The sequence below is a fragment of the Sutcliffiella halmapala genome (genome assembly GCF_002019665.1).
GTDB lineage: Bacteria > Bacillota > Bacilli > Bacillales > Bacillaceae_I > Sutcliffiella_A > Sutcliffiella_A halmapala.
In genome coordinates, this window is sequence record NZ_KV917375.1 from 2,289,361 (window position 1) to 2,307,133 (window position 17,773).

The 17,773-nt window shown below is 37.1% G+C and carries 16 protein-coding genes and 1 riboswitch; of the genes, 14 read left to right on the forward strand and 2 right to left on the reverse strand.

Translation table 11 applies throughout. The annotated features are described in order from the left end of the window. The 13 genes from BK580_RS11205 (at position 1) to BK580_RS11265 (ending at position 16,131) form a co-directional block, all read left to right on the forward strand. Positions 1-1,077, forward strand: a complete 1,077-nt coding sequence (locus tag BK580_RS11205; protein WP_078380403.1) for a carbamoyl phosphate synthase small subunit — start codon at positions 1-3, stop codon at positions 1,075-1,077. Then, positions 1,064-4,294 carry a carbamoyl-phosphate synthase (glutamine-hydrolyzing) large subunit gene (gene carB, locus BK580_RS11210; protein WP_078380404.1) on the forward strand — a complete coding sequence of 1,077 codons (3,231 nt, stop codon included), beginning with the start codon at positions 1,064-1,066 and terminating at the stop codon, positions 4,292-4,294. Before BK580_RS11205 ends, carB begins: the two co-directional genes overlap by 14 nt. Beyond that, positions 4,279-5,253 carry an ornithine carbamoyltransferase gene (gene argF, locus BK580_RS11215; protein ID WP_078380405.1) on the forward strand — a complete coding sequence of 325 codons (975 nt, stop codon included), beginning with the start codon at positions 4,279-4,281 and terminating at the stop codon, positions 5,251-5,253. The genes carB and argF overlap by 16 nt, the downstream gene beginning before the upstream one ends. A gap of 67 nt (positions 5,254-5,320) precedes the next feature. Continuing rightward, on the forward strand, positions 5,321-6,535 hold the full coding sequence (locus tag BK580_RS11220) for an argininosuccinate synthase (protein ID WP_078380406.1): 1,215 nt from the start codon (positions 5,321-5,323) through the stop codon (positions 6,533-6,535). Between the two features lie 31 nt (positions 6,536-6,566). Continuing rightward, positions 6,567-7,937 carry an argininosuccinate lyase gene (gene argH, locus BK580_RS11225; RefSeq protein WP_078380407.1) on the forward strand — a complete coding sequence of 457 codons (1,371 nt, stop codon included), beginning with the start codon at positions 6,567-6,569 and terminating at the stop codon, positions 7,935-7,937. 147 nt (positions 7,938-8,084) lie between these two features. Continuing rightward, positions 8,085-8,195: riboswitch (SAM riboswitch) on the forward strand. Positions 8,196-8,622: 427 nt separating this feature from the next. Next, a complete protein-coding gene (locus BK580_RS11230) occupies positions 8,623-9,717 on the forward strand; it encodes an iron-containing alcohol dehydrogenase family protein (RefSeq protein WP_169864946.1) in 1,095 nt (364 codons plus the stop codon). Beyond that, positions 9,717-10,526: a MetQ/NlpA family ABC transporter substrate-binding protein gene (locus BK580_RS11235; RefSeq protein WP_078380409.1), complete on the forward strand. Its 810-nt coding sequence runs from the start codon at positions 9,717-9,719 to the stop codon at positions 10,524-10,526. Before BK580_RS11230 ends, BK580_RS11235 begins: the two co-directional genes overlap by 1 nt. Before the next feature lie 127 nt (positions 10,527-10,653). Beyond that, entirely contained in the window at positions 10,654-11,694 is a 1,041-nt protein-coding gene (locus BK580_RS11240; protein ID WP_078380410.1) for a methionine ABC transporter ATP-binding protein, read from the forward strand. After that, on the forward strand, positions 11,666-12,340 hold the full coding sequence (locus tag BK580_RS11245) for a methionine ABC transporter permease (protein WP_078380411.1): 675 nt from the start codon (positions 11,666-11,668) through the stop codon (positions 12,338-12,340). The genes BK580_RS11240 and BK580_RS11245 overlap by 29 nt, the downstream gene beginning before the upstream one ends. Positions 12,341-12,404: 64 nt before the next feature. Next, positions 12,405-12,926: a type 1 glutamine amidotransferase domain-containing protein gene (locus BK580_RS11250; RefSeq protein WP_078380412.1), complete on the forward strand. Its 522-nt coding sequence runs from the start codon at positions 12,405-12,407 to the stop codon at positions 12,924-12,926. A 68-nt stretch (positions 12,927-12,994) separates the two neighbouring features. Continuing rightward, a complete protein-coding gene (locus BK580_RS11255) occupies positions 12,995-13,954 on the forward strand; it encodes a Gfo/Idh/MocA family protein (protein WP_078380413.1) in 960 nt (319 codons plus the stop codon). A 108-nt stretch (positions 13,955-14,062) separates the two neighbouring features. Further along, positions 14,063-15,052, forward strand: coding sequence for a CAP domain-containing protein (locus tag BK580_RS24110; RefSeq protein ID WP_078380414.1), 990 nt, complete (start codon positions 14,063-14,065; stop codon positions 15,050-15,052). Between the two features lie 221 nt (positions 15,053-15,273). Next, on the forward strand, positions 15,274-16,131 hold the full coding sequence (locus BK580_RS11265) for a YihY/virulence factor BrkB family protein (protein ID WP_078380415.1): 858 nt from the start codon (positions 15,274-15,276) through the stop codon (positions 16,129-16,131). A 51-nt stretch (positions 16,132-16,182) separates the two neighbouring features. On the opposite strand, the gene BK580_RS11270 is transcribed toward BK580_RS11265, so the two are convergent. Then, positions 16,183-16,503, reverse strand: coding sequence for a hypothetical protein (locus BK580_RS11270; protein ID WP_078380416.1), 321 nt, complete (start codon positions 16,501-16,503; stop codon positions 16,183-16,185). Positions 16,504-16,778: 275 nt separating this feature from the next. Further along, the gene (locus BK580_RS23595; protein WP_169864949.1) at positions 16,779-16,949 is read right to left on the reverse strand and encodes a hypothetical protein; all 171 of its coding nucleotides are present in this window, start codon (positions 16,947-16,949) and stop codon (positions 16,779-16,781) included. A gap of 245 nt (positions 16,950-17,194) precedes the next feature. Between BK580_RS23595 and BK580_RS11275 the strand changes: the two genes are divergently transcribed. After that, entirely contained in the window at positions 17,195-17,560 is a 366-nt protein-coding gene (locus BK580_RS11275; protein ID WP_078380417.1) for a hypothetical protein, read from the forward strand. Positions 17,561-17,773: the final 213 nt, after the last annotated feature.

Sequence of the window (17,773 nt, forward strand, 5' to 3'; positions counted from 1 at the left end):
ATGGAGAAAGGATACTTACTTCTAGAAACAGGCGAAGTTTTCCCAGGGATTTTAACAGGTAATAAAGAGGAGGTAATGGGAGAAGTTGTCTTTAATACGAGCATGACAGGGTATCAAGAGATTATGTCAGATCCTTCCTATGCAGGACAAATTATTGTATTTTGCTATCCTCTGATTGGAAATTACGGTGTGAACTCTCATGATTTTGAAGGAGAAAAAATACATGTACGTGGCATTGTAACAGGGGAATTGTGCACAACTCCAAATCATTATTCACTAGAAGACACTACCGAAAAGCTTATGCAGGAATACAAAGTTAGTGGACTTTCAGGGGTGGACACTAGAGAATTAGTTAAAACGATTCGAAAACATGGAACAGTGAAAGGAATAATTTCAAATGAAATAAAAGAGATTCCTACTGAAACCACTACACCTTTTTGGGTAAAAGAAGTATCTACTTTATCCAAAAGAACTTTTGCAAACATAGGACCTCATATTGCTTTACTGGATTATGGCTATAAAAAGTCGATCCTATCAGCCCTCCAGCAAGTAGGATGTAAAGTAACCTTACTACCTTACAATACTACCTTTGAAGAAGTGAAATCACTAAATCCTGCTGGAGTTGTCTTTAGCAATGGTCCAGGTAATCCAGAAGCACTAACAGCATACCTTCCAGAAATAAAGAAGATAACTGAAGTTTTCCCATCGTTAGGAATTTGTTTAGGCCATCAATTAATTGCACTCGCATACGGGGCATCAACGAATAAACTACGATTTGGACATCGGGGTGGAAATCATCCTGTCAAGGAATTATCTACAGGTAAAGTTTTTATTACATCACAAAATCATAGTTATGTTGTGAAAGAAGCGACAATTGATACTTCTCAATTTGACATACTCTATACGAATATCAATGACGGGACAATTGAAGGAATACGTCACAAATACTTACCTATTACTGCCGTTCAGTTTCATCCGGAAGCAAATCCTGGTCCACATGATACGACGCATTTATTTACAAATTTTATTGAAAGCATAAAAGAAAGCACAGAGGTTTTGACTTATGCCATTAATTAACGAAATTAAAAAAGTGCTAGTCATTGGGTCGGGGCCAATTGTGATTGGGCAAGCCGCTGAATTCGACTATGCAGGTACGCAAGCTTGTCTTGCCTTAAAAGAAGAAGGAATCCAAGTTATCCTGATTAATAATAACCCTGCGACCATTATGACGGATGCCAATATTGCAGATGTTGTTTATATGGAGCCGCTTACCATACATGCCATAGAAGAGATAATTAAAAAAGAAAAGCCAGATGGAGTTATCGGAACATTAGGAGGGCAAACTGCACTAAATCTAGTTGTCCAATTACATGAAAAGGGTATCTTTGAAAAATATGGAGTTCAAGTGCTAGGGACTTCTGTGAAATCCATTCAACAAGGGGAAGACAGAGAGAAATTTCGTCAGCTAATGCTTGATGAACAGGAACCTATTCCAGAATCGGAAATTGTACATTCTCTCGAAACAGGAATCAGTTTTGCTAAATCAATTGGATTTCCGATTATTATCCGTCCTGCTTACACTCTTGGAGGAGAAGGTGGCGGTTTTGCCAACAATCTAGCAGAACTAGAAACGATACTTGAGAATGCACTAAATCTTAGCCCAATCAATCAAGTACTAATTGAAAAGAGTATTAAAGGTTGGAAAGAGGTTGAGTATGAGGTAATGCGTGATCACAATGATACGTGCATTATTGTCTGTAATATGGAAAATTTCGATCCAGTTGGCGTCCATACAGGAGATTCCATCGTGGTCGCTCCATCTCAAACCTTAACAGACAGACAGTATCAAATCTTACGCAATGCTTCTCTAAAAATAATTCGTAAGTTGGAGATTGTAGGAGGTTGTAATATTCAATTTGCAATCGATCCCAATTCGGATGACTATTATATTATTGAAGTGAACCCTCGTGTGAGTCGCTCATCGGCTCTGGCATCGAAGGCAACAGGCTATCCCATTGCGAGAATAGCTGCAAAATGTGCAGTTGGCTATTATTTAGATGAGATAACAAATCCTATTACTGGTAACACATTTGCATCTTTTGAACCAGCACTTGATTATATTGTGGTAAAACTTCCAAGATTCCCATTTGATAAGTTTACAGAAGCTGATAAAACATTAAGTACTCAAATGAAAGCAACAGGAGAGGTATTAGCGATTGATCGAACTTTTGAAGGAGCATTGAACAAAGGAATCCGTTCTTTAGACAGTAAGATTGATGGTATTTTTCATCCTGGTTTAATCAATGTCAAGGAGGATGAAATTACTCAGCTTTTATTGAGTCCAACTGATTTACGATTATTCGCGATCGTCAAGGCTCTAGATTTAAAGATGAGCGTAGATAAAATCCATCAGCTAACAAATATCGATAACTGGTTCCTGAGAAAAATAAAAGCTATGGTTGAATTCGAACATTCCTTGCATTCTTTTAATCTAGAAACAATCTCTTTGGAACATCTGCAGCTTGCAAAATATCAGAATATCAGTAATAAGCGCTTAAGCTCCCTACTTTCGTCTACAGAGGATGCGGTAACAAACCATTTGAAGAAAAATCAAATCACACGGTCTTATAAGCAAGTAGACACTTGTGCTGCAGAATTTGAAGCAATTACGCCTTATTACTACTCTACCTATGTAGGAAAAGATGAAGTAGCAGTAAGTACTCGAAAAAAAGCACTTGTCATTGGCTCTGGTCCAATTAGAATTGGGCAAGGTATTGAGTTTGATTACGCCTCTGTTCATGCAGTTAAGGCACTAAAACTACAAGGCTACGAAACAATCGTTGTGAATAATAACCCAGAAACGGTTAGTACTGACTTTTCAGTAGCGGATAAATTATACTTTGAGCCATTAACGTCAGAGGATATCCTGCCAATTATTGAAAAAGAAGGGGTAGAACTTGTATTTATCCAATTTGGTGGTCAAACTGCTATCAATCTAGCAGAAGACTTGGAAAAAGAAGGAGTCTACATTGCAGGTACATCAATACAAGCAATTGATCAATTAGAGGATCGTGCATTATTTTACGAGTTTCTAGAACAGGTAAATATTCCTCATCTTAAAGGCAAGATTGTCTACAGTTTAGATGGATTGAAAGAAGCAGCAAAATCATTAGGTTATCCAGTACTCGTGCGTCCTTCCTATGTGATTGGTGGGCAATCGATGTTTACTTTTTATCAAGAAGAAGAGTTGGACGTTTATTTACAACAATTAGCTAGTCAGGATACAAGAAGTTGGCCACTATTAGTAGATGAATTTGTACCAGGTCTGGAATGTGAACTAGATGTTATTTCTGACGGGAAGAGTATTTTCGTTCCAGCAATATTTGAACATATTGAAAAAGCAGGAGTACATTCTGGGGATAGTATAGCTGTATTTCCTCCCATCACGCTAACAGAATCATTAAAAGCGACTATTCTAAATTACACCGAAAACATTTGTAAAGCCGTAGGAATTATTGGTATCGCAAATATCCAGTTTGTTATCAAAGAGGATCGAGTATTTGTTTTAGAGGTTAATCCGCGGGCATCCCGCACAGTACCTATTGTTAGCAAGGTAACAGGGATTCCGATGATAGAGCTTGCTGTGGCTGCTATGGTAGGAACTCCACTAACACAAATAGGGCTAGGGGAAGAACCAGCATTCTACACAGTAAAGGCACCAGTATTTTCTGCTACAAAATTGAAAGATGTTGATCACGTATTAGGACCAGAAATGAAGTCAACGGGTGAGGTTATCGGCTTAGGCACGACAATAGAAGAAGCGTTCTCAAAAGCGGTGTATGCAGGCGGAAAGAATCCGTTTCATCTAGATAATAAAGATAAATATGTTTTTTGTTCAATCGCAGATCGTGAAAAGCTGGTAGCACTTCCAATCATAAAGCGATTAGTGAGTATGGGCATTAAAGTTGCCGCTACAAAGGGCACTGCAGAGTTTTTAAAAGTAGCTGGTATAGAAAGTGTGAAGGAGCTGACAGAAGAAAATCTTACAGATTGGTTATCTGCCGAAAAGTGCATTGCTGCGATAATCGTTCCTACAAAAGGTCGAGATAAAAAACGAATAGGCTCACAATTTCGAGCGCTTTGTACGAGATATGGGGTTCGAACTTTTACTTGTTTAGAAACAGTGGAAATGGCCGTTTCGCTAAAGGATTTTTCTCAGCTTACCTACGCTCCAATGAAAAACTATTTAGAAAAGAAGAAAAAGGTGGTTGAATATTTATGCAAAATGTACTAAAATGGGAAACGAAAGATAAAACAAATAAAGTTCACGATCAACACTTTTTAACATTAAGTTCTTTTTCGTCCAATGAGATTTTCTCTCTATTGGAAGAGGCACAAAAACTAAAGAAGTTGCAGAAAAAAGGAATTCCACACCCCTACTTACAAGGTAAGGTTTTAGGAATGATTTTTGACAAAGCATCTACAAGAACTCGCGTCTCATTTGAGGTTGGAATGCTTCAGCTTGGCGGGCATGCAATATTCTTAAGTTCAAGAGACATTCAGATTGGTAGAGGAGAATCCATACAAGATACTGCTAAAGTACTTTCGCGATATGTTGATGGCATTATGATCCGAACCTTTGAGCATCAATCAATTGAAGAGTTTGCAGAGCATTCCACTGTACCGATTATTAATGGATTAACTGATTCTCATCATCCTGCACAAGTATTAGCGGATTTGCTCACGATCTTAGAACATAAAGGAAGTTTTAAAGGCTTGAAACTATGCTATCTTGGGGACGGGAATAACAATATGTGCCATTCTTTACTAGAAGGAGCAGTAAAGGTTGGAATGGATATTTCAATCGCTACTCCTAAGGGCTATGAGCCTAACGAGATTATTTTAGAAAACGTCTTAAAAGAAGCGAAAGTAACTGGTGTTAACGTTGAGTGTGGAACAGATCCACAGAAAATGATTGCAGGAGCAGATGTTGTAGTAACAGATGTCTGGACTAGCATGGGTCAGGAAGATGAAGCAGCTAAACGGCTTGAAGTTTTTGCATCCTATCAAGTAAATGATGGTCTTTGCCAGTTAGCAAAAGATGATTTTATTTTCCTTCATTGCTTACCTGCTCACCGCGAGGAGGAAGTGACTGCTACCATTATTGATGGACCACATTCAGTTGTGTTTGATGAAGCAGAAAACCGCCTTCATGCACAAAAGGCGATTTTGAAATTATTAATGGAAAGTTAATTTTTTTTACAAATGAATGCATAAAAATACAACAACGTAGATTTTTATTCTTAAGGAGGACGAGGAAATGGGGAAAGAAAAAGTTGTCTTAGCGTATTCTGGAGGTCTTGATACATCGGTATCAGTTAAGTGGTTACAAGAAAAGTATGGGTATGATGTAATTGCTTTAGGTTTAGACGTTGGAGAAGGCAAAGACTTGACTTCGATTCAACAAAAAGCGCTAGATGTCGGAGCGATAAAAGCAATTATGGTCGATGCGAAGGAATTATTAGCAAAGGATTATATCCTACCAGCATTAAAATCTAACGCGATGTATGAAGGAAAGTATCCATTATCTTCCGCACTATCTCGTCCCCTAATTTCAAAATTATTAGTGGAAGTTGCAGAACAAGAGGGAGCCGTTGCAGTAGCACATGGTTGTACTGGTAAAGGAAATGACCAAGTTCGCTTTGAGGTTTCCATCCAAGCATTAAATCCTAATTTAAAAGTTATTGCCCCCGTACGAGAGTGGGGAATGACGCGTGATGAAGAAATAGAGTATGCAGCAAAGCATAATATTCCGATTCCAGTAGATTTAGATAATCCTTTTTCAATCGATGCAAATATTTGGGGGCGAGCATGTGAGGCAGGTGTCCTTGAAAACCCTTGGAATGAAGCTCCAGAAGCGGCATTTGCTTGGACGAATCCAATTGAATTAACACCTGATATGCCAGAATACATCGAGATTTCCTTTGAAAAAGGAGTTCCAGTGGCTCTAAACGACAAAGAAATGGAGCTTGTACAGTTAATAGAAGAATTAAACCTTATTGGAGGTAAGCATGGAGTTGGGCGAATTGATCATATTGAAAATCGCTTAGTAGGGATTAAATCTCGTGAAGTATACGAAAATCCAGCTGCTCTAATACTCATCCAAGCACATAAAGAACTCGAGTTTCTAACATTACCAAGAGAAGTAACACAATTTAAAACGACCATCGATCAACAAATGGCAACAGTAATCTATGAAGGTCTTTGGTACTCACCACTTGTAAATGCATTGCTTGCGTTCGTGGAAGAATCACAAAAACATGTATCAGGAAAAATTCGAGTGAAATTACAAAAAGGAAATTATTCGGTAGTCGGCCGCCAATCCGCAAATAGCCTGTATAACGAAGAGCTTGCAACTTATTCAAAAGGCGACATGTTTGACCATAATGCTGCAGTGGGCTTTATTAAGCTTTGGGGCTTGCCAACTAAAGTATATGCAGAGATTCATGCGAAAGAAAAGGTTGGTAATTATTAAATTGATGATGAAACTACAAGGAGGTCACAGCATGACGAAACTATGGGGTGGAAGATTTACGAAACAAACAGACAAACTAGTAGAAGAATTTACTGCCTCGATTTCCTTTGATAAAATTTTAGCAAATGAAGATATTGAAGGAAGCTTGGCCCATGTAAAAATGTTAAGTAGTTGCGACATTATTTCAAAAAAAGATGCACAAACAATTATGGATGGCTTAATGGCCATCCAGCTGAAAATCCAGAATGATGAAGTAGAATTCTCTGTAGAGCATGAAGATGTTCATATGAATATAGAAAAACTACTAATTGATGAAATTGGTCCTGTAGGTGGTAAGCTACATACTGGAAGAAGTAGAAATGATCAAGTTGCGACAGATATGCATTTGTATTTGCGAAAACAAACTAAATCAATGATTGAATTAATATCAGAAGTTCAAAAAGCAATAATAGAACAAGCTAAAAAGAATATCCATACCATTATCCCTGGGTATACTCATTTACAAAGAGCGCAACCTGTATCTTTCGCCCATCATCTTCTTGCATATTTTTGGATGCTAGAACGCGATAAAGAGAGATTACAAGATAGTATTAAGCGAATCAATTGGTCTCCGTTAGGGGCAGGTGCGTTGGCTGGTACTACCTTTCCGATTGACCGCCAGCAGACTGCTGAACTATTAGGATTTACAAAGGTATACCCCAATAGTATGGATGCAGTAAGTGATCGTGACTTTATTGTAGAATTCTTGTCCCATGCATCCTTGATCATGACGCATATTTCTCGACTAGCAGAGGAACTCGTGATTTGGTCTAGTCAAGAATTTCAATTTATTGAGCTTGACGATGCCTTTTGTACTGGCTCCAGCATTATGCCACAAAAGAAAAATCCTGATGTGCCAGAATTACTGCGAGCAAAAACTGGTCGAGTTTATGGGAATCTAATTGGATTATTAACTGTTTTAAAAGGCTTACCTCTTGCTTACAACAAGGACATGCAGGAGGATAAAGAAGGAATGTTTGATACTGTTGCCACTTTGGATGGATCCTTACGTTTACTTGCCCCAATGATTGAAACGATGACAGTAAATCAGGATAAAATGTATGCGGCGGTTTCTCAGGACTTCTCCAATGCGACAGATATTGCCGACTATTTAGTAACAAAGGGCTTACCATTCAGACAAGCACATGAAATTATCGGGAAAATTGTGCTCTTTGCTATCAATCAAAAAAAATATCTTTTAGGAATTAGTTTAGAAGATTATCAGCAATTTTCTCCTTTATTTGAAGAAGATATTTATGAAATTCTCCAGCCGAAAAATGTAGTAGGAACTAGAAATAGCGAAGGCGGAACTGGTTTCAATCAAGTGAAAATACAGTTAGCATACGCTGAGCAGTTAGTATAATTTTGATAAAACTCAAGAGAACGGCTAACGAAAAAATTGTCTAAATATAAAAACGCTTACATTCCGAAATTTAAAAAAACGTTATTGACACCAATAAATATCACGCATATACTTGCTTTAATAATTTAATAGTTATAAAAATTAAAACTCTTATCAAGAGTGGCAGAGGGACTGGCCCTATGACGCCCGGCAACCTTTCTAACGAAAATAGAAAAGGTGCTAATTCCTACAAAACAATCATGTTTTGGTAGATAAGAGAGGACGATTTTACAATGCCATCCTCTCTTATTTTAAAAGGGAGGATTTTTTGTTTCAAAAAAGAGTTTTCCAAAAATGTATGGTTAACCTGTCTCCACTGTTACACGGAGATTAACAAGGATGTTTAAAGGGCTAAACTTATTTTCAGAGTAGACACCATTTAAAGAAGTTTGCACCATGAGTAATGAAATTAGAAGGCTTTAGACTGTTAACCTTAATTTTTATCCGTCTCCCCTGTAGATTGGAGTGCAGGGTGTGAGACTCCTGCGGGAGAAGCGTGTTTCGGGAGACCCCGCAGGAGCGACAGCGACGAGGAGGCTCCCGGACCGCCCGCGGAAAGCGAACACCCGGAACGGAAATCGAAAGGGAGTTTGACAGTTAACCCTTATTGTCAGGCTAGCCAAATAAAAGAGAAATGGGGGCTTTTATGATCAACGTACAAGGTGCACCGACTATCTATCAATCAGAGGTAGGTGTTCTAGCAAGACTACCAAGCTCCTTAGCGAGAGAAAATTATCAGCGATTATATATAGTCCATGGTACAAAATCACTTCATTCTGTTAAATCACATCTTCCTAAGTTTGACGGATTTCAAGTACATTTTGAACATTATAGTGGGGAATGTTCAAAAGCCGAGGTTCTTCGCTTGAAAGAGGAAGCAGAAAAATTTAATGCAGATATAATTATTGGCATCGGCGGAGGAAAAATAATGGATCTTTCCAAAGCCTTAGGATACGAGATGAAAAAGGAAGTTGTACTTATTCCAACCCTTGCTTCTACATGTGCTGCATGGACACCGCTAAGTGTTTTCTATACAGATAAAGGAAACTTTCTGCAATATATAATTTATCCTAAAAGTACCTATATGGTATTAGTGGAACCAGAAGTAATTCTAAAAGCACCAATAGAATTCTTTCGAGCAGGCATTGGAGATACACTTGCCAAATGGTATGAAGCAAAAAGTCTGATATATAAATTAGAAACAGTTCCAGTAGCTGTGCAAATCGGACTTCAAGCAGCGGAACTTTGTAAGAAGATTTTAATCAATGAGAGTGTGCAAGCTCTAACTGATATTTCAGAAGGGAAATTAACTCATAGTGTCCGTGCTGTAACGGATGCCACCATCATGCTAGGCGGGATGGTAGGCGGCTTTGCTGATTATTACGGCAGAATTGCTGGAGCACACTCCGTACATAACGCTTTAACTCATCTCCCATTTACACACCATTTACTACATGGGGAAAAAGTGGCATACGGAATTTTGATTCAACTGGCATTAGAAAGGGATTTTCAAGAAATAGAAGAGTTATTAGTTTTTTACGAAAAAATAGGACTTCCCAAAAAGCTAATTGATCTTGGCTTATCGACTACTTCAATACCTGTGTTAGAAACGATAGCCCAAAAAACACTTCATCCCTCTGAATCGATTCATTTTATGAAAGAGACTTTCTCAGAGAAAGACGTGGTGGAAGCATTACAAGAGCTAGAAAAAATAAACGAGAAGAAAAAGGAGCGAGTTTAATGAAAAAATTAGGATTACTTTTTAGTGCAATTATTTTAATTATCCTTACAGCTTGTGGAAGCAATGAATCAAGTGGAACGGCATTAAGTGAAGAAAAATTAAGAGTAGGAGTTACAGCAGGACCTCATGAGCAGATTTTAGAAAAGGTAAAAGAAGTAGCAGCGAAGGACGGACTAGAAATTGAAATCGAAGTATTTACTGAATATGTAATGCCAAACGTTGCATTAGATGAAAAAGAATTAGACGTAAATAGCTATCAGCATAAACCATTCTTAGAGCAATTTAAGGCTGACCGTGATTTGGACCTAACTGAAGTTGCTACAACTGTAAACTTTCCGATGGGAGTTTACTCAACAAGCATCGATAGTGTGGAAGCATTAAAAGATGGAGACAAAGTTGGACTACCGAATGATCCAACAAATGGAGCACGCGCCTTAATCCTGTTTGAACAGGCTGGTCTAATAAAGCTAAAAGAAGATGCGGGAGCGAATGCGACTGTGAGAGATATCGAAGTAAATGAGAAAAATCTTGAATTCATTGAACTTGAAGCATCTCAAATTCCACGTCAATTAGATGAACTTGCTGCTGCAGCAATCAACACAAACTTTGCCGTAGAATTTGGTTTCGTCCCAACAAAGGATTCAATTTTCATTGAGCCAGGAGATTCTCCATGGGTAAACCTACTAGTTGTACGCACAGAAAACAAAGATGACCCAGTACTAGAAAAACTAATCAAAGCCTACCAATCAGATGAAGTAAAACAATTCATCGACGAAACTTTCGAAGGATCCGTAGTACCTTCTTGGTAACAAGAAAAGTGGAGCCGGCAAAGCTAGACAACCCGAAAAGCGGAGCCGGCTCGATCAGCTCCGACAAACCAAGGAAGTCGCTAAGTAGCGGCTTCCTTCATTTTAATACAGAGATGGGGAATTACATTTGATTAAACTAGAAAATATCTCAAAAAGCTTTATCTCAAAAAAATCCAAAATTGATGCTTTGACCAATGTCTCTTTAGAAGTTAAACGAGGTGAGATTTTTGGTGTAATTGGTTATAGTGGTGCAGGAAAAAGTACACTGATTAGATGTGTGAATTTATTAGAAAAACCGACAAATGGTAAGGTCTATGTAGATAATATAGAGTTAACCACTCTTTCTTCAAGAAAATTATTAGCTTCACGCAGAAAAATCGGTATGATTTTCCAAGGCTTCAACCTACTTAAAACGGCAACAGTATTTGAAAATATTGCAATACCACTTCGTCTAACAGGTGTTTCAAAAAAAGAAATCAATGCTCGAGTAGACAAGTATTTAGATATTGTTGGTATTTTAGATAAAAAGGATGCTTATCCAAGTCAATTATCGGGTGGACAAAAGCAGCGTGTCGCTATTGCTCGTGCACTTTCTAATGAACCGAGTGTTTTGCTAAGCGATGAGGCGACAAGTGCACTCGATCCCGATACAACAGAAGCAATATTAGATTTATTATTAAAAATTAACAAAGAACTTGGTATAACGATTTTGCTAATTACGCATGAAATGCAAGTCATTCAACGAATATGTGATCGAGTAGCCGTAATGGAAAAAGGTGAAATAGTTGAGCAAGGTTTAACGAAAGATGTGTTTACTTCACCTAAACATCCAACAACCCAAAAATTCGTCAATAGTATTTTCAATCATAATTTAACTCCAGAGCTGCTGCAATCACTTGGAGGAACTGGTGAAATTGTGTCATTAAAGTTCCTTGGTCATTCATCTAAAGAACCAGCATTGGCTTTAGTAAGCAAGAAGTTTGATGTTTACCCGAATATATTATCTGGTAATATCACGCAACTAAAAGAAGAGCCATTTGGAAGCTTACTTGTTCATATTAAGGGCGAGCATGCAGAAGTACAAAAAGCCATTCAATATTTAAAAGAACAACATGTTCAAGTAGAGGGGGCGAGTAACCATGTTAACAGCAATAAGCGAATTTCATAACGATTGGGGCGATGCTGTTTGGAAAGCAATCTTAGAAACTCTCCAAATGGTAGGAATCGCTCTTTCCATATCCGTGCTTATAGGATTACCACTCGGGATTTTATTAGTTCTAACTCGACCAGGGAAAAATTTAGAGAACAAATATGTTTATGGACTTTTAAATATAGTTATTAATGTTGTACGTTCGATTCCTTTTATTATTTTGCTATTTTTCATTTTACCTTTTACTAAGTTATTAGTTGGAACCACCATGGGGGTTACTGGTGTAATGGTACCTTTAGTAGTGTATACAGCTCCTTATATTGCCAGGCTAATGGAGAACTCCTTATTAGAAGTCGATAAAGGAGTGATTGAAGCATATGAAGCAATGGGAATTAAAAGCAAGGACATTATATGGAATGTCATGATAAGAGAAGCTAGTCCTTCGATTGTCCTCGGATTAACCATCGCCACTATTGGATTAATCGGAGCGACAGCGATGGCTGGATTAGTTGGTGCAGGAGGTCTTGGAGATCTTGGATACCGCTATGGGCATTTGAGATATGTAGAAGAGGTAATGTATGTCACCGTGTTCTTATTAATCATACTTGTTCAAGGAATACAGTCATTAGGAAATGTTGTGGCTCGAACACTTAAAAAAGATTAAGGGGAATATTTGCAAAATTGATTTTCCTCCTTCACAATATACTTAAGACGAGGAGGTATGTCCGATGAAATTACATAATAGAAAAATCATTCAGCTTGTAAGCGATGATTTTGAAGATTTAGAGTTATGGTATCCAGTATTGCGACTTAGAGAAGAAGGAGCTACAGTCGTCATAGCTGGAGAGAAAGCAAAAGAAACGTATATTGGTAAATATGGAGTGCCAATCGAGTCGGATGTTTCCTTCCATGATATTGATCCAAACGAATATGATGGCATTTTAGTTCCAGGTGGATGGTCACCAGATAAACTAAGAAGGTATGAGGATATTCTCACTATGATTAGAGTGATGAATGAACAACAAAAACCGATTGGACAAATATGTCATGCCGGGTGGGTGCTTATCTCAGCAAAAATTTTAGAGGGTAAAAAGGTAACAAGTACACCTGGTATTAAGGATGACATGATCAATGCAGGTGCCATCTGGCTAAACGAAGCAGTAGTAGTGGATGGCAACCTTGTATCAAGCCGTCGACCACCAGATCTGCCAGATTATATGAGAGAATTTATCAAAGTATTAGCTAATTAGGGAGTAAAAGGTAGTTTTCTTTTTTTAGGGAACTATCTTTTCTTCATGTTTTCGAGGAGGATAAAAAAGTGGGGGATTTAAAAAAAGTTGGAATCGTTGGTTTGGGTGTTATTGGCCAGCGTTTAATTTCAGAATTTAAAAAATCATCACATATTGAAATAGCTGGAGTGTGTGATAGTAATGAAACATTAGCTGAAAAAACGGCAATTGAGTGTGGTGGAATAGCTCACTTCACTAGCTATGAAGAGTTAATGCAAAAAAAAGAAATCGATTTTATTTATGTTGCAGTACCACCTGCTATTCATTTTAAGATAGTTATGGCAGCGTTTTCGCACAATAAGCATGTGTTATGTGAGAAGCCTTTAGCGAATTCCGAACAAGAAGCAATTCTCATGCTACAAGAAGCAGAGCGAAAAGAACTTATACATGCGATGCACTTTCCTTTAGCATACCAACAAGCTTTTGCTTTTATGAAAAAATTAGTGGCTGAGAAAACATTAGGTGAAATAAGAAGAATTCATTTGAAAATGCATTTTCCGCAATGGCCAAGGGCTTGGCAACAAACAAATTGGATTGGATCAAGAGAACAAGGAGGATTTATTAGAGAAATCACTCCCCATTATCTACATATAATACAGCGTTTATTTGGCTCTATTAAGAAAGTTGAAAGTGCCGTGGAGTTTCCTGTTGATCCAAAATCAAGTGAACTGGGCGTAATTGCAACATTAGAATTAGAAAATGGAATAAAGATTCTAGTGGATGGGCTTGTTGGACAAGCCGAAAAAGAACATATTGCATTCGTCATCCATGGTACGAAACAATCGGTCTCCTTAGAGGATTGGAGAATCGTAAAAGTTGCTCAGCAAGAAGAGGAATGGGTGAGAATGGATTTAGCTAATATCGTACTTCCTCGATATGATTTAGTGGAGGAACTTGTAAAGAAATTAAATGGGAAAGATGCTTATATTATCAATTTCCAAGAAGGCTTAGAGGTTCAAAAAGTGTTAGAAAAAATCATAACTAGCTAATCTTATACTTGGCGATATTTCTCCTTTTTTCACGGTTATTACCAATAATACTTTTTCCTTAAAAAAGAGAAGCTATTAACGTAATAACTTTGTCAAAGGAGATGTCACATGAAAAAATTAGCTCAAATTGGTTTGGTCGCTGTTTTAACAACTTCAATCCTAGGTGGTTGTGGGAACAACAATCTTACAAGAGACCTAGATAATAATACGCAGCCAAGAAACACGACGTATGATGATCGAAATACAGCATTTAATGAAAGAGGCGGATTTTTCGGCAATAGAAATACCGCTCTAAATGAAAGAGATGGCTTTTTTGGCAACCGAAATACAACGGTAAACGACAGAAATGGGATTTTCAATGATAGAAGCAGAGTGGATAATACTGGTGTTAGAAATGTAGGAACACAAAGTAATGACGCAGGAAGTGGAGAAGTTCAAAGAGTTAAGCAGGGTTATTTAACTATAGATCAAAACTCATTTAGTACAACTATACCGAGTGAAAAATTCCCACACAGTCAAAAAATTGAACAACGTGGACCCTATGCTATTTATAAGTTCCAACAAGGGCAACCAAAGGGAGAACAACCAAGAGCAAACCAAGCGCAACCTGAAGCAGCACCCCAGCCAAAACAAGCACCACCTACACAAAATCAAGCTGGTGAACAACCTAGTGCTAATGAAAACAAACAGCAAGCTGCAGAACCTGGTAATACAGAAGGCATTTCTCAAACTGAGCAAAAAGTTATTGAGTTAACCAATGCAGAGCGTCGTAAAAATGGTTTATCTGACTTAAAAGCTGATGCTCCTTTAAGTAATGTAGCACGTGAAAAATCAAAAGATATGAAAGCGAAAAATTACTTCTCCCATCAAAGTCCAACTTATGGTTCACCATTCGATATGATGAGGGATTTTGGTATCTCCTATAATACTGCAGGTGAAAATATTGCAATGGGACAACGCAGTCCTGAGGAAGTAGTACAGGCTTGGATGAACAGTGAAGGACATCGTAAAAATATTTTGAACGGTAACTTCACACATATTGGCGTAGGTTATGTGCAAGATGGAAACTATTGGACACAAATGTTTATTGGAAAATAGATAAATAAAAGAGCAAATTTGATTCTTATGAATTGAATTTGCTCTTTTCAAATTCTTAATTAGGTTTAAAGAGCTTCAAATTTAGGGAATGTATGTATAAAATAAGTAACAATTATTAAGCGATTTTGAAAGACTGAAGTTAGTCTAGAATTGTACATGGTGCTACTAAATATTTTTGAAGAGTAAACAAACGGAAAGAACAGAAGAAGGAAGTGGTGGAGATGAGCAGGGTATTAAACTTTGGGAAAAAGCTCGGGAAAGAAATGAAGGAAGATCGTGCAACAGGATTAGCAGCGGAGCAAGCATATTATTATATGTTGTCAATTTTCCCACTATTAATACTTACACTAGCTATACTGCCGTATTTATCCATTGATCCAGTAAAAGCAATAGAATTCTTATCGACAATTATGCCACCACAAATTGTAGAACTTATGGAAGGCAGCGTGTATGAATTCGTAAGTAAACCAAATGGAGGATTGCTCACAGTCGGTATATTTGGTACCATTTGGTCGGCATCCAATGGAATGAATGCTTTTATTGGAGCAATGAACGAAGCATTTGATGTAAAAGAAACGAGGCCATTCTATTTAGTTAGACTATTATCCATTGGGTTAACTATTTGTTTGATTTTTGCATTTCTCATCGCATTTTTGCTTCCCATCTTTGGAGGAGTACTTATAAATAGCATAGCAAAAATGATTGAAATTCCTGGTGGAACAGAACTTATCCTAAATATTTTACGATTTCTAATTGCCTTTGTTGTTATATATACACTTATTAGCTTCCTATACAGATTTGCCCCAAATGTGAGTAAAAGTTATAAGGAGATTGTACCAGGAGCTCTAGTTGCAACAATTATTTGGCAAATAATCTCATTAGGCTTTTCCTTTTATGTAAGTAATTTCGGAAATTATTCTGCTACATATGGTAGTTTAGGCGGGGTTATCGTCTTAATGCTTTGGCTCTATTTAACGGGTCTTGCTCTAGTTATTGGAGGAGAAATAAATGCCATTTACCATAAAGATAAAATAAGTTCCAAACAGGAATTTCAGAATGAAACTTATAGAGCATTATAATGAAAAGTTGACTGAATACAAATAAAAGCGGAAGCAGTCTTTGCTTCCGCTTTACATTTCACGAGGATAATCTTCAATCTTTTGATTTGCACTTGTTTTAAATAAAATCTTCGGAGTTTTTTTCGCTTCTGAGGTAGTAAAAGAAAAAACAGCTTTTTTCCATTCGATATCATGTTTCATTGTTTGTTTCTTATTTGTTAATTGGTCGCTTTGAACCTTTATTTTATCATTTTCTTCTTGGAATCGATGACTCACTGATTGTAAACTAGTAATGCTTGGTTTAGTTGCCTTTCGAAAAGAAATCCAAGCGGCAATCAAAAATATGATGGAGATAACCAAAACCGCTCCGCTGATGTAAAGTAATAAAATCACATTTTCCCCTCCTTAAAACAGTTATCTTAATTACTACCCTGTTTTTACGTGAAAGTAACAATGGATTGTTAAATGAAACCTGTCGCCTAATAACAAACCCGCATAAAAAATCAGCTAACTAATCGCAAGGATAGTTAACTGATCTGAATATCTATATGTGTCAAAAGAAATTATGAAAGAATGAAGGTCACAAAATGATTTTTATATAGAGGGCGGGTTGAAAGAACGAGGGGCCACTATGTTTAATTCATCTGTAAACACAAGTTGTATTAAAATTATAATTGTTTGATTTCTTCCTCAAAGTAAAACGTTTTAGGATATTCTTTTAACGTGTAGGAATACCTTTTTAAATTAGGAACATAGTTAAACTTACTAATTGTAACTTCTTCGCCTGTGCATTTTAGAATTACCTTTTCGTTATCGTGGTATTTATTTTTTAGCTTCAAATCGATTCCTTCTTCCATTGTGAAGTTTTAATCATTCTTTCATTATCTCACATTACGTACAGCTTTCCCACTGAAACCTAAAAATATATTTTCTTCAGATGATTTTCATGTCGGTAAAAATATAATCGTGGTAGTAATTGGAATATAAGGGTATACTATAAGTAGAAGGTAACTTCCTTTGGTATTCTGGTGTTTAGCTCACCGTCTAAAGGTGTGAAACCGACATACAGAAAGGATGACCTAATATGTCTGTAACACTATATCAAGCAAGAGCTGGAGATGGGATTAAGAAACGCGGCTTAAAAAGAGCTGATACGTTCTTTTCTACCCCCCAAGAAGCTGTAATAGAAGCATTAGCACTTAAGGAACGAATGGATCATACTTATCAAAATGAAATTGATTGGGATTATAAGGCGATGCTAAAAGGCTCCACAAGTAAGCTTAAAATCCTTAAAGGTTACTTAGGCGGTAACCGAGAGTCCAATCCTTTCTATTTAGAAATTACCTCCACTGAAAACGATAAAGTAAAGCCTGTTTCTCCAATAAAGCCAAAAAACGTAAGTAAAGAAGATAAAAAAGTAGAAAAGACGGTCGTGAAGTTTTATAAATAATTATTTTTTACAATAAAATCGCTTCGTTACGAGTTTGTAATGTAAGCTAGTCTTTAACTAGTTTTACACGAAGTAAGAAGGCTATTGTATACTTGGGCGAGCGCTTTCCTTTAAAAAGGATGGTGCTTGTTTAATTTCTAGGTCTATAATAGAAAAAGTAGGTAATGGTGAACTCGAAAATCCGTAACAAGCAAATAAAGGAATGGAAGTACA

Excerpts from the sequence above, each read along its gene's own strand:
- BK580_RS11205 (WP_078380403.1), top strand. The coding sequence starts at position 1 with ATGGAGAAAGGATACTTACTTCTAGAAACAGGCGAAGTTTTCCCAGGG.
- carB (WP_078380404.1), top strand. The coding sequence starts at position 1,064 with ATGCCATTAATTAACGAAATTAAAAAAGTGCTAGTCATTGGGTCGGGG.
- argF (WP_078380405.1), top strand. The coding sequence starts at position 4,279 with ATGCAAAATGTACTAAAATGGGAAACGAAAGATAAAACAAATAAAGTT.
- BK580_RS11220 (WP_078380406.1), top strand. The coding sequence starts at position 5,321 with ATGGGGAAAGAAAAAGTTGTCTTAGCGTATTCTGGAGGTCTTGATACA.
- argH (WP_078380407.1), top strand. The coding sequence starts at position 6,567 with ATGACGAAACTATGGGGTGGAAGATTTACGAAACAAACAGACAAACTA.
- BK580_RS11230 (WP_169864946.1), top strand. The coding sequence starts at position 8,623 with ATGATCAACGTACAAGGTGCACCGACTATCTATCAATCAGAGGTAGGT.
- BK580_RS11235 (WP_078380409.1), top strand. The coding sequence starts at position 9,717 with ATGAAAAAATTAGGATTACTTTTTAGTGCAATTATTTTAATTATCCTT.
- BK580_RS11245 (WP_078380411.1), top strand. The coding sequence starts at position 11,666 with ATGTTAACAGCAATAAGCGAATTTCATAACGATTGGGGCGATGCTGTT.
- BK580_RS11250 (WP_078380412.1), top strand. The coding sequence starts at position 12,405 with ATGAAATTACATAATAGAAAAATCATTCAGCTTGTAAGCGATGATTTT.
- BK580_RS24110 (WP_078380414.1), top strand. The coding sequence starts at position 14,063 with ATGAAAAAATTAGCTCAAATTGGTTTGGTCGCTGTTTTAACAACTTCA.
- BK580_RS11265 (WP_078380415.1), top strand. The coding sequence starts at position 15,274 with ATGAGCAGGGTATTAAACTTTGGGAAAAAGCTCGGGAAAGAAATGAAG.
- BK580_RS11275 (WP_078380417.1), top strand. The coding sequence starts at position 17,195 with ATGTCTGTAACACTATATCAAGCAAGAGCTGGAGATGGGATTAAGAAA.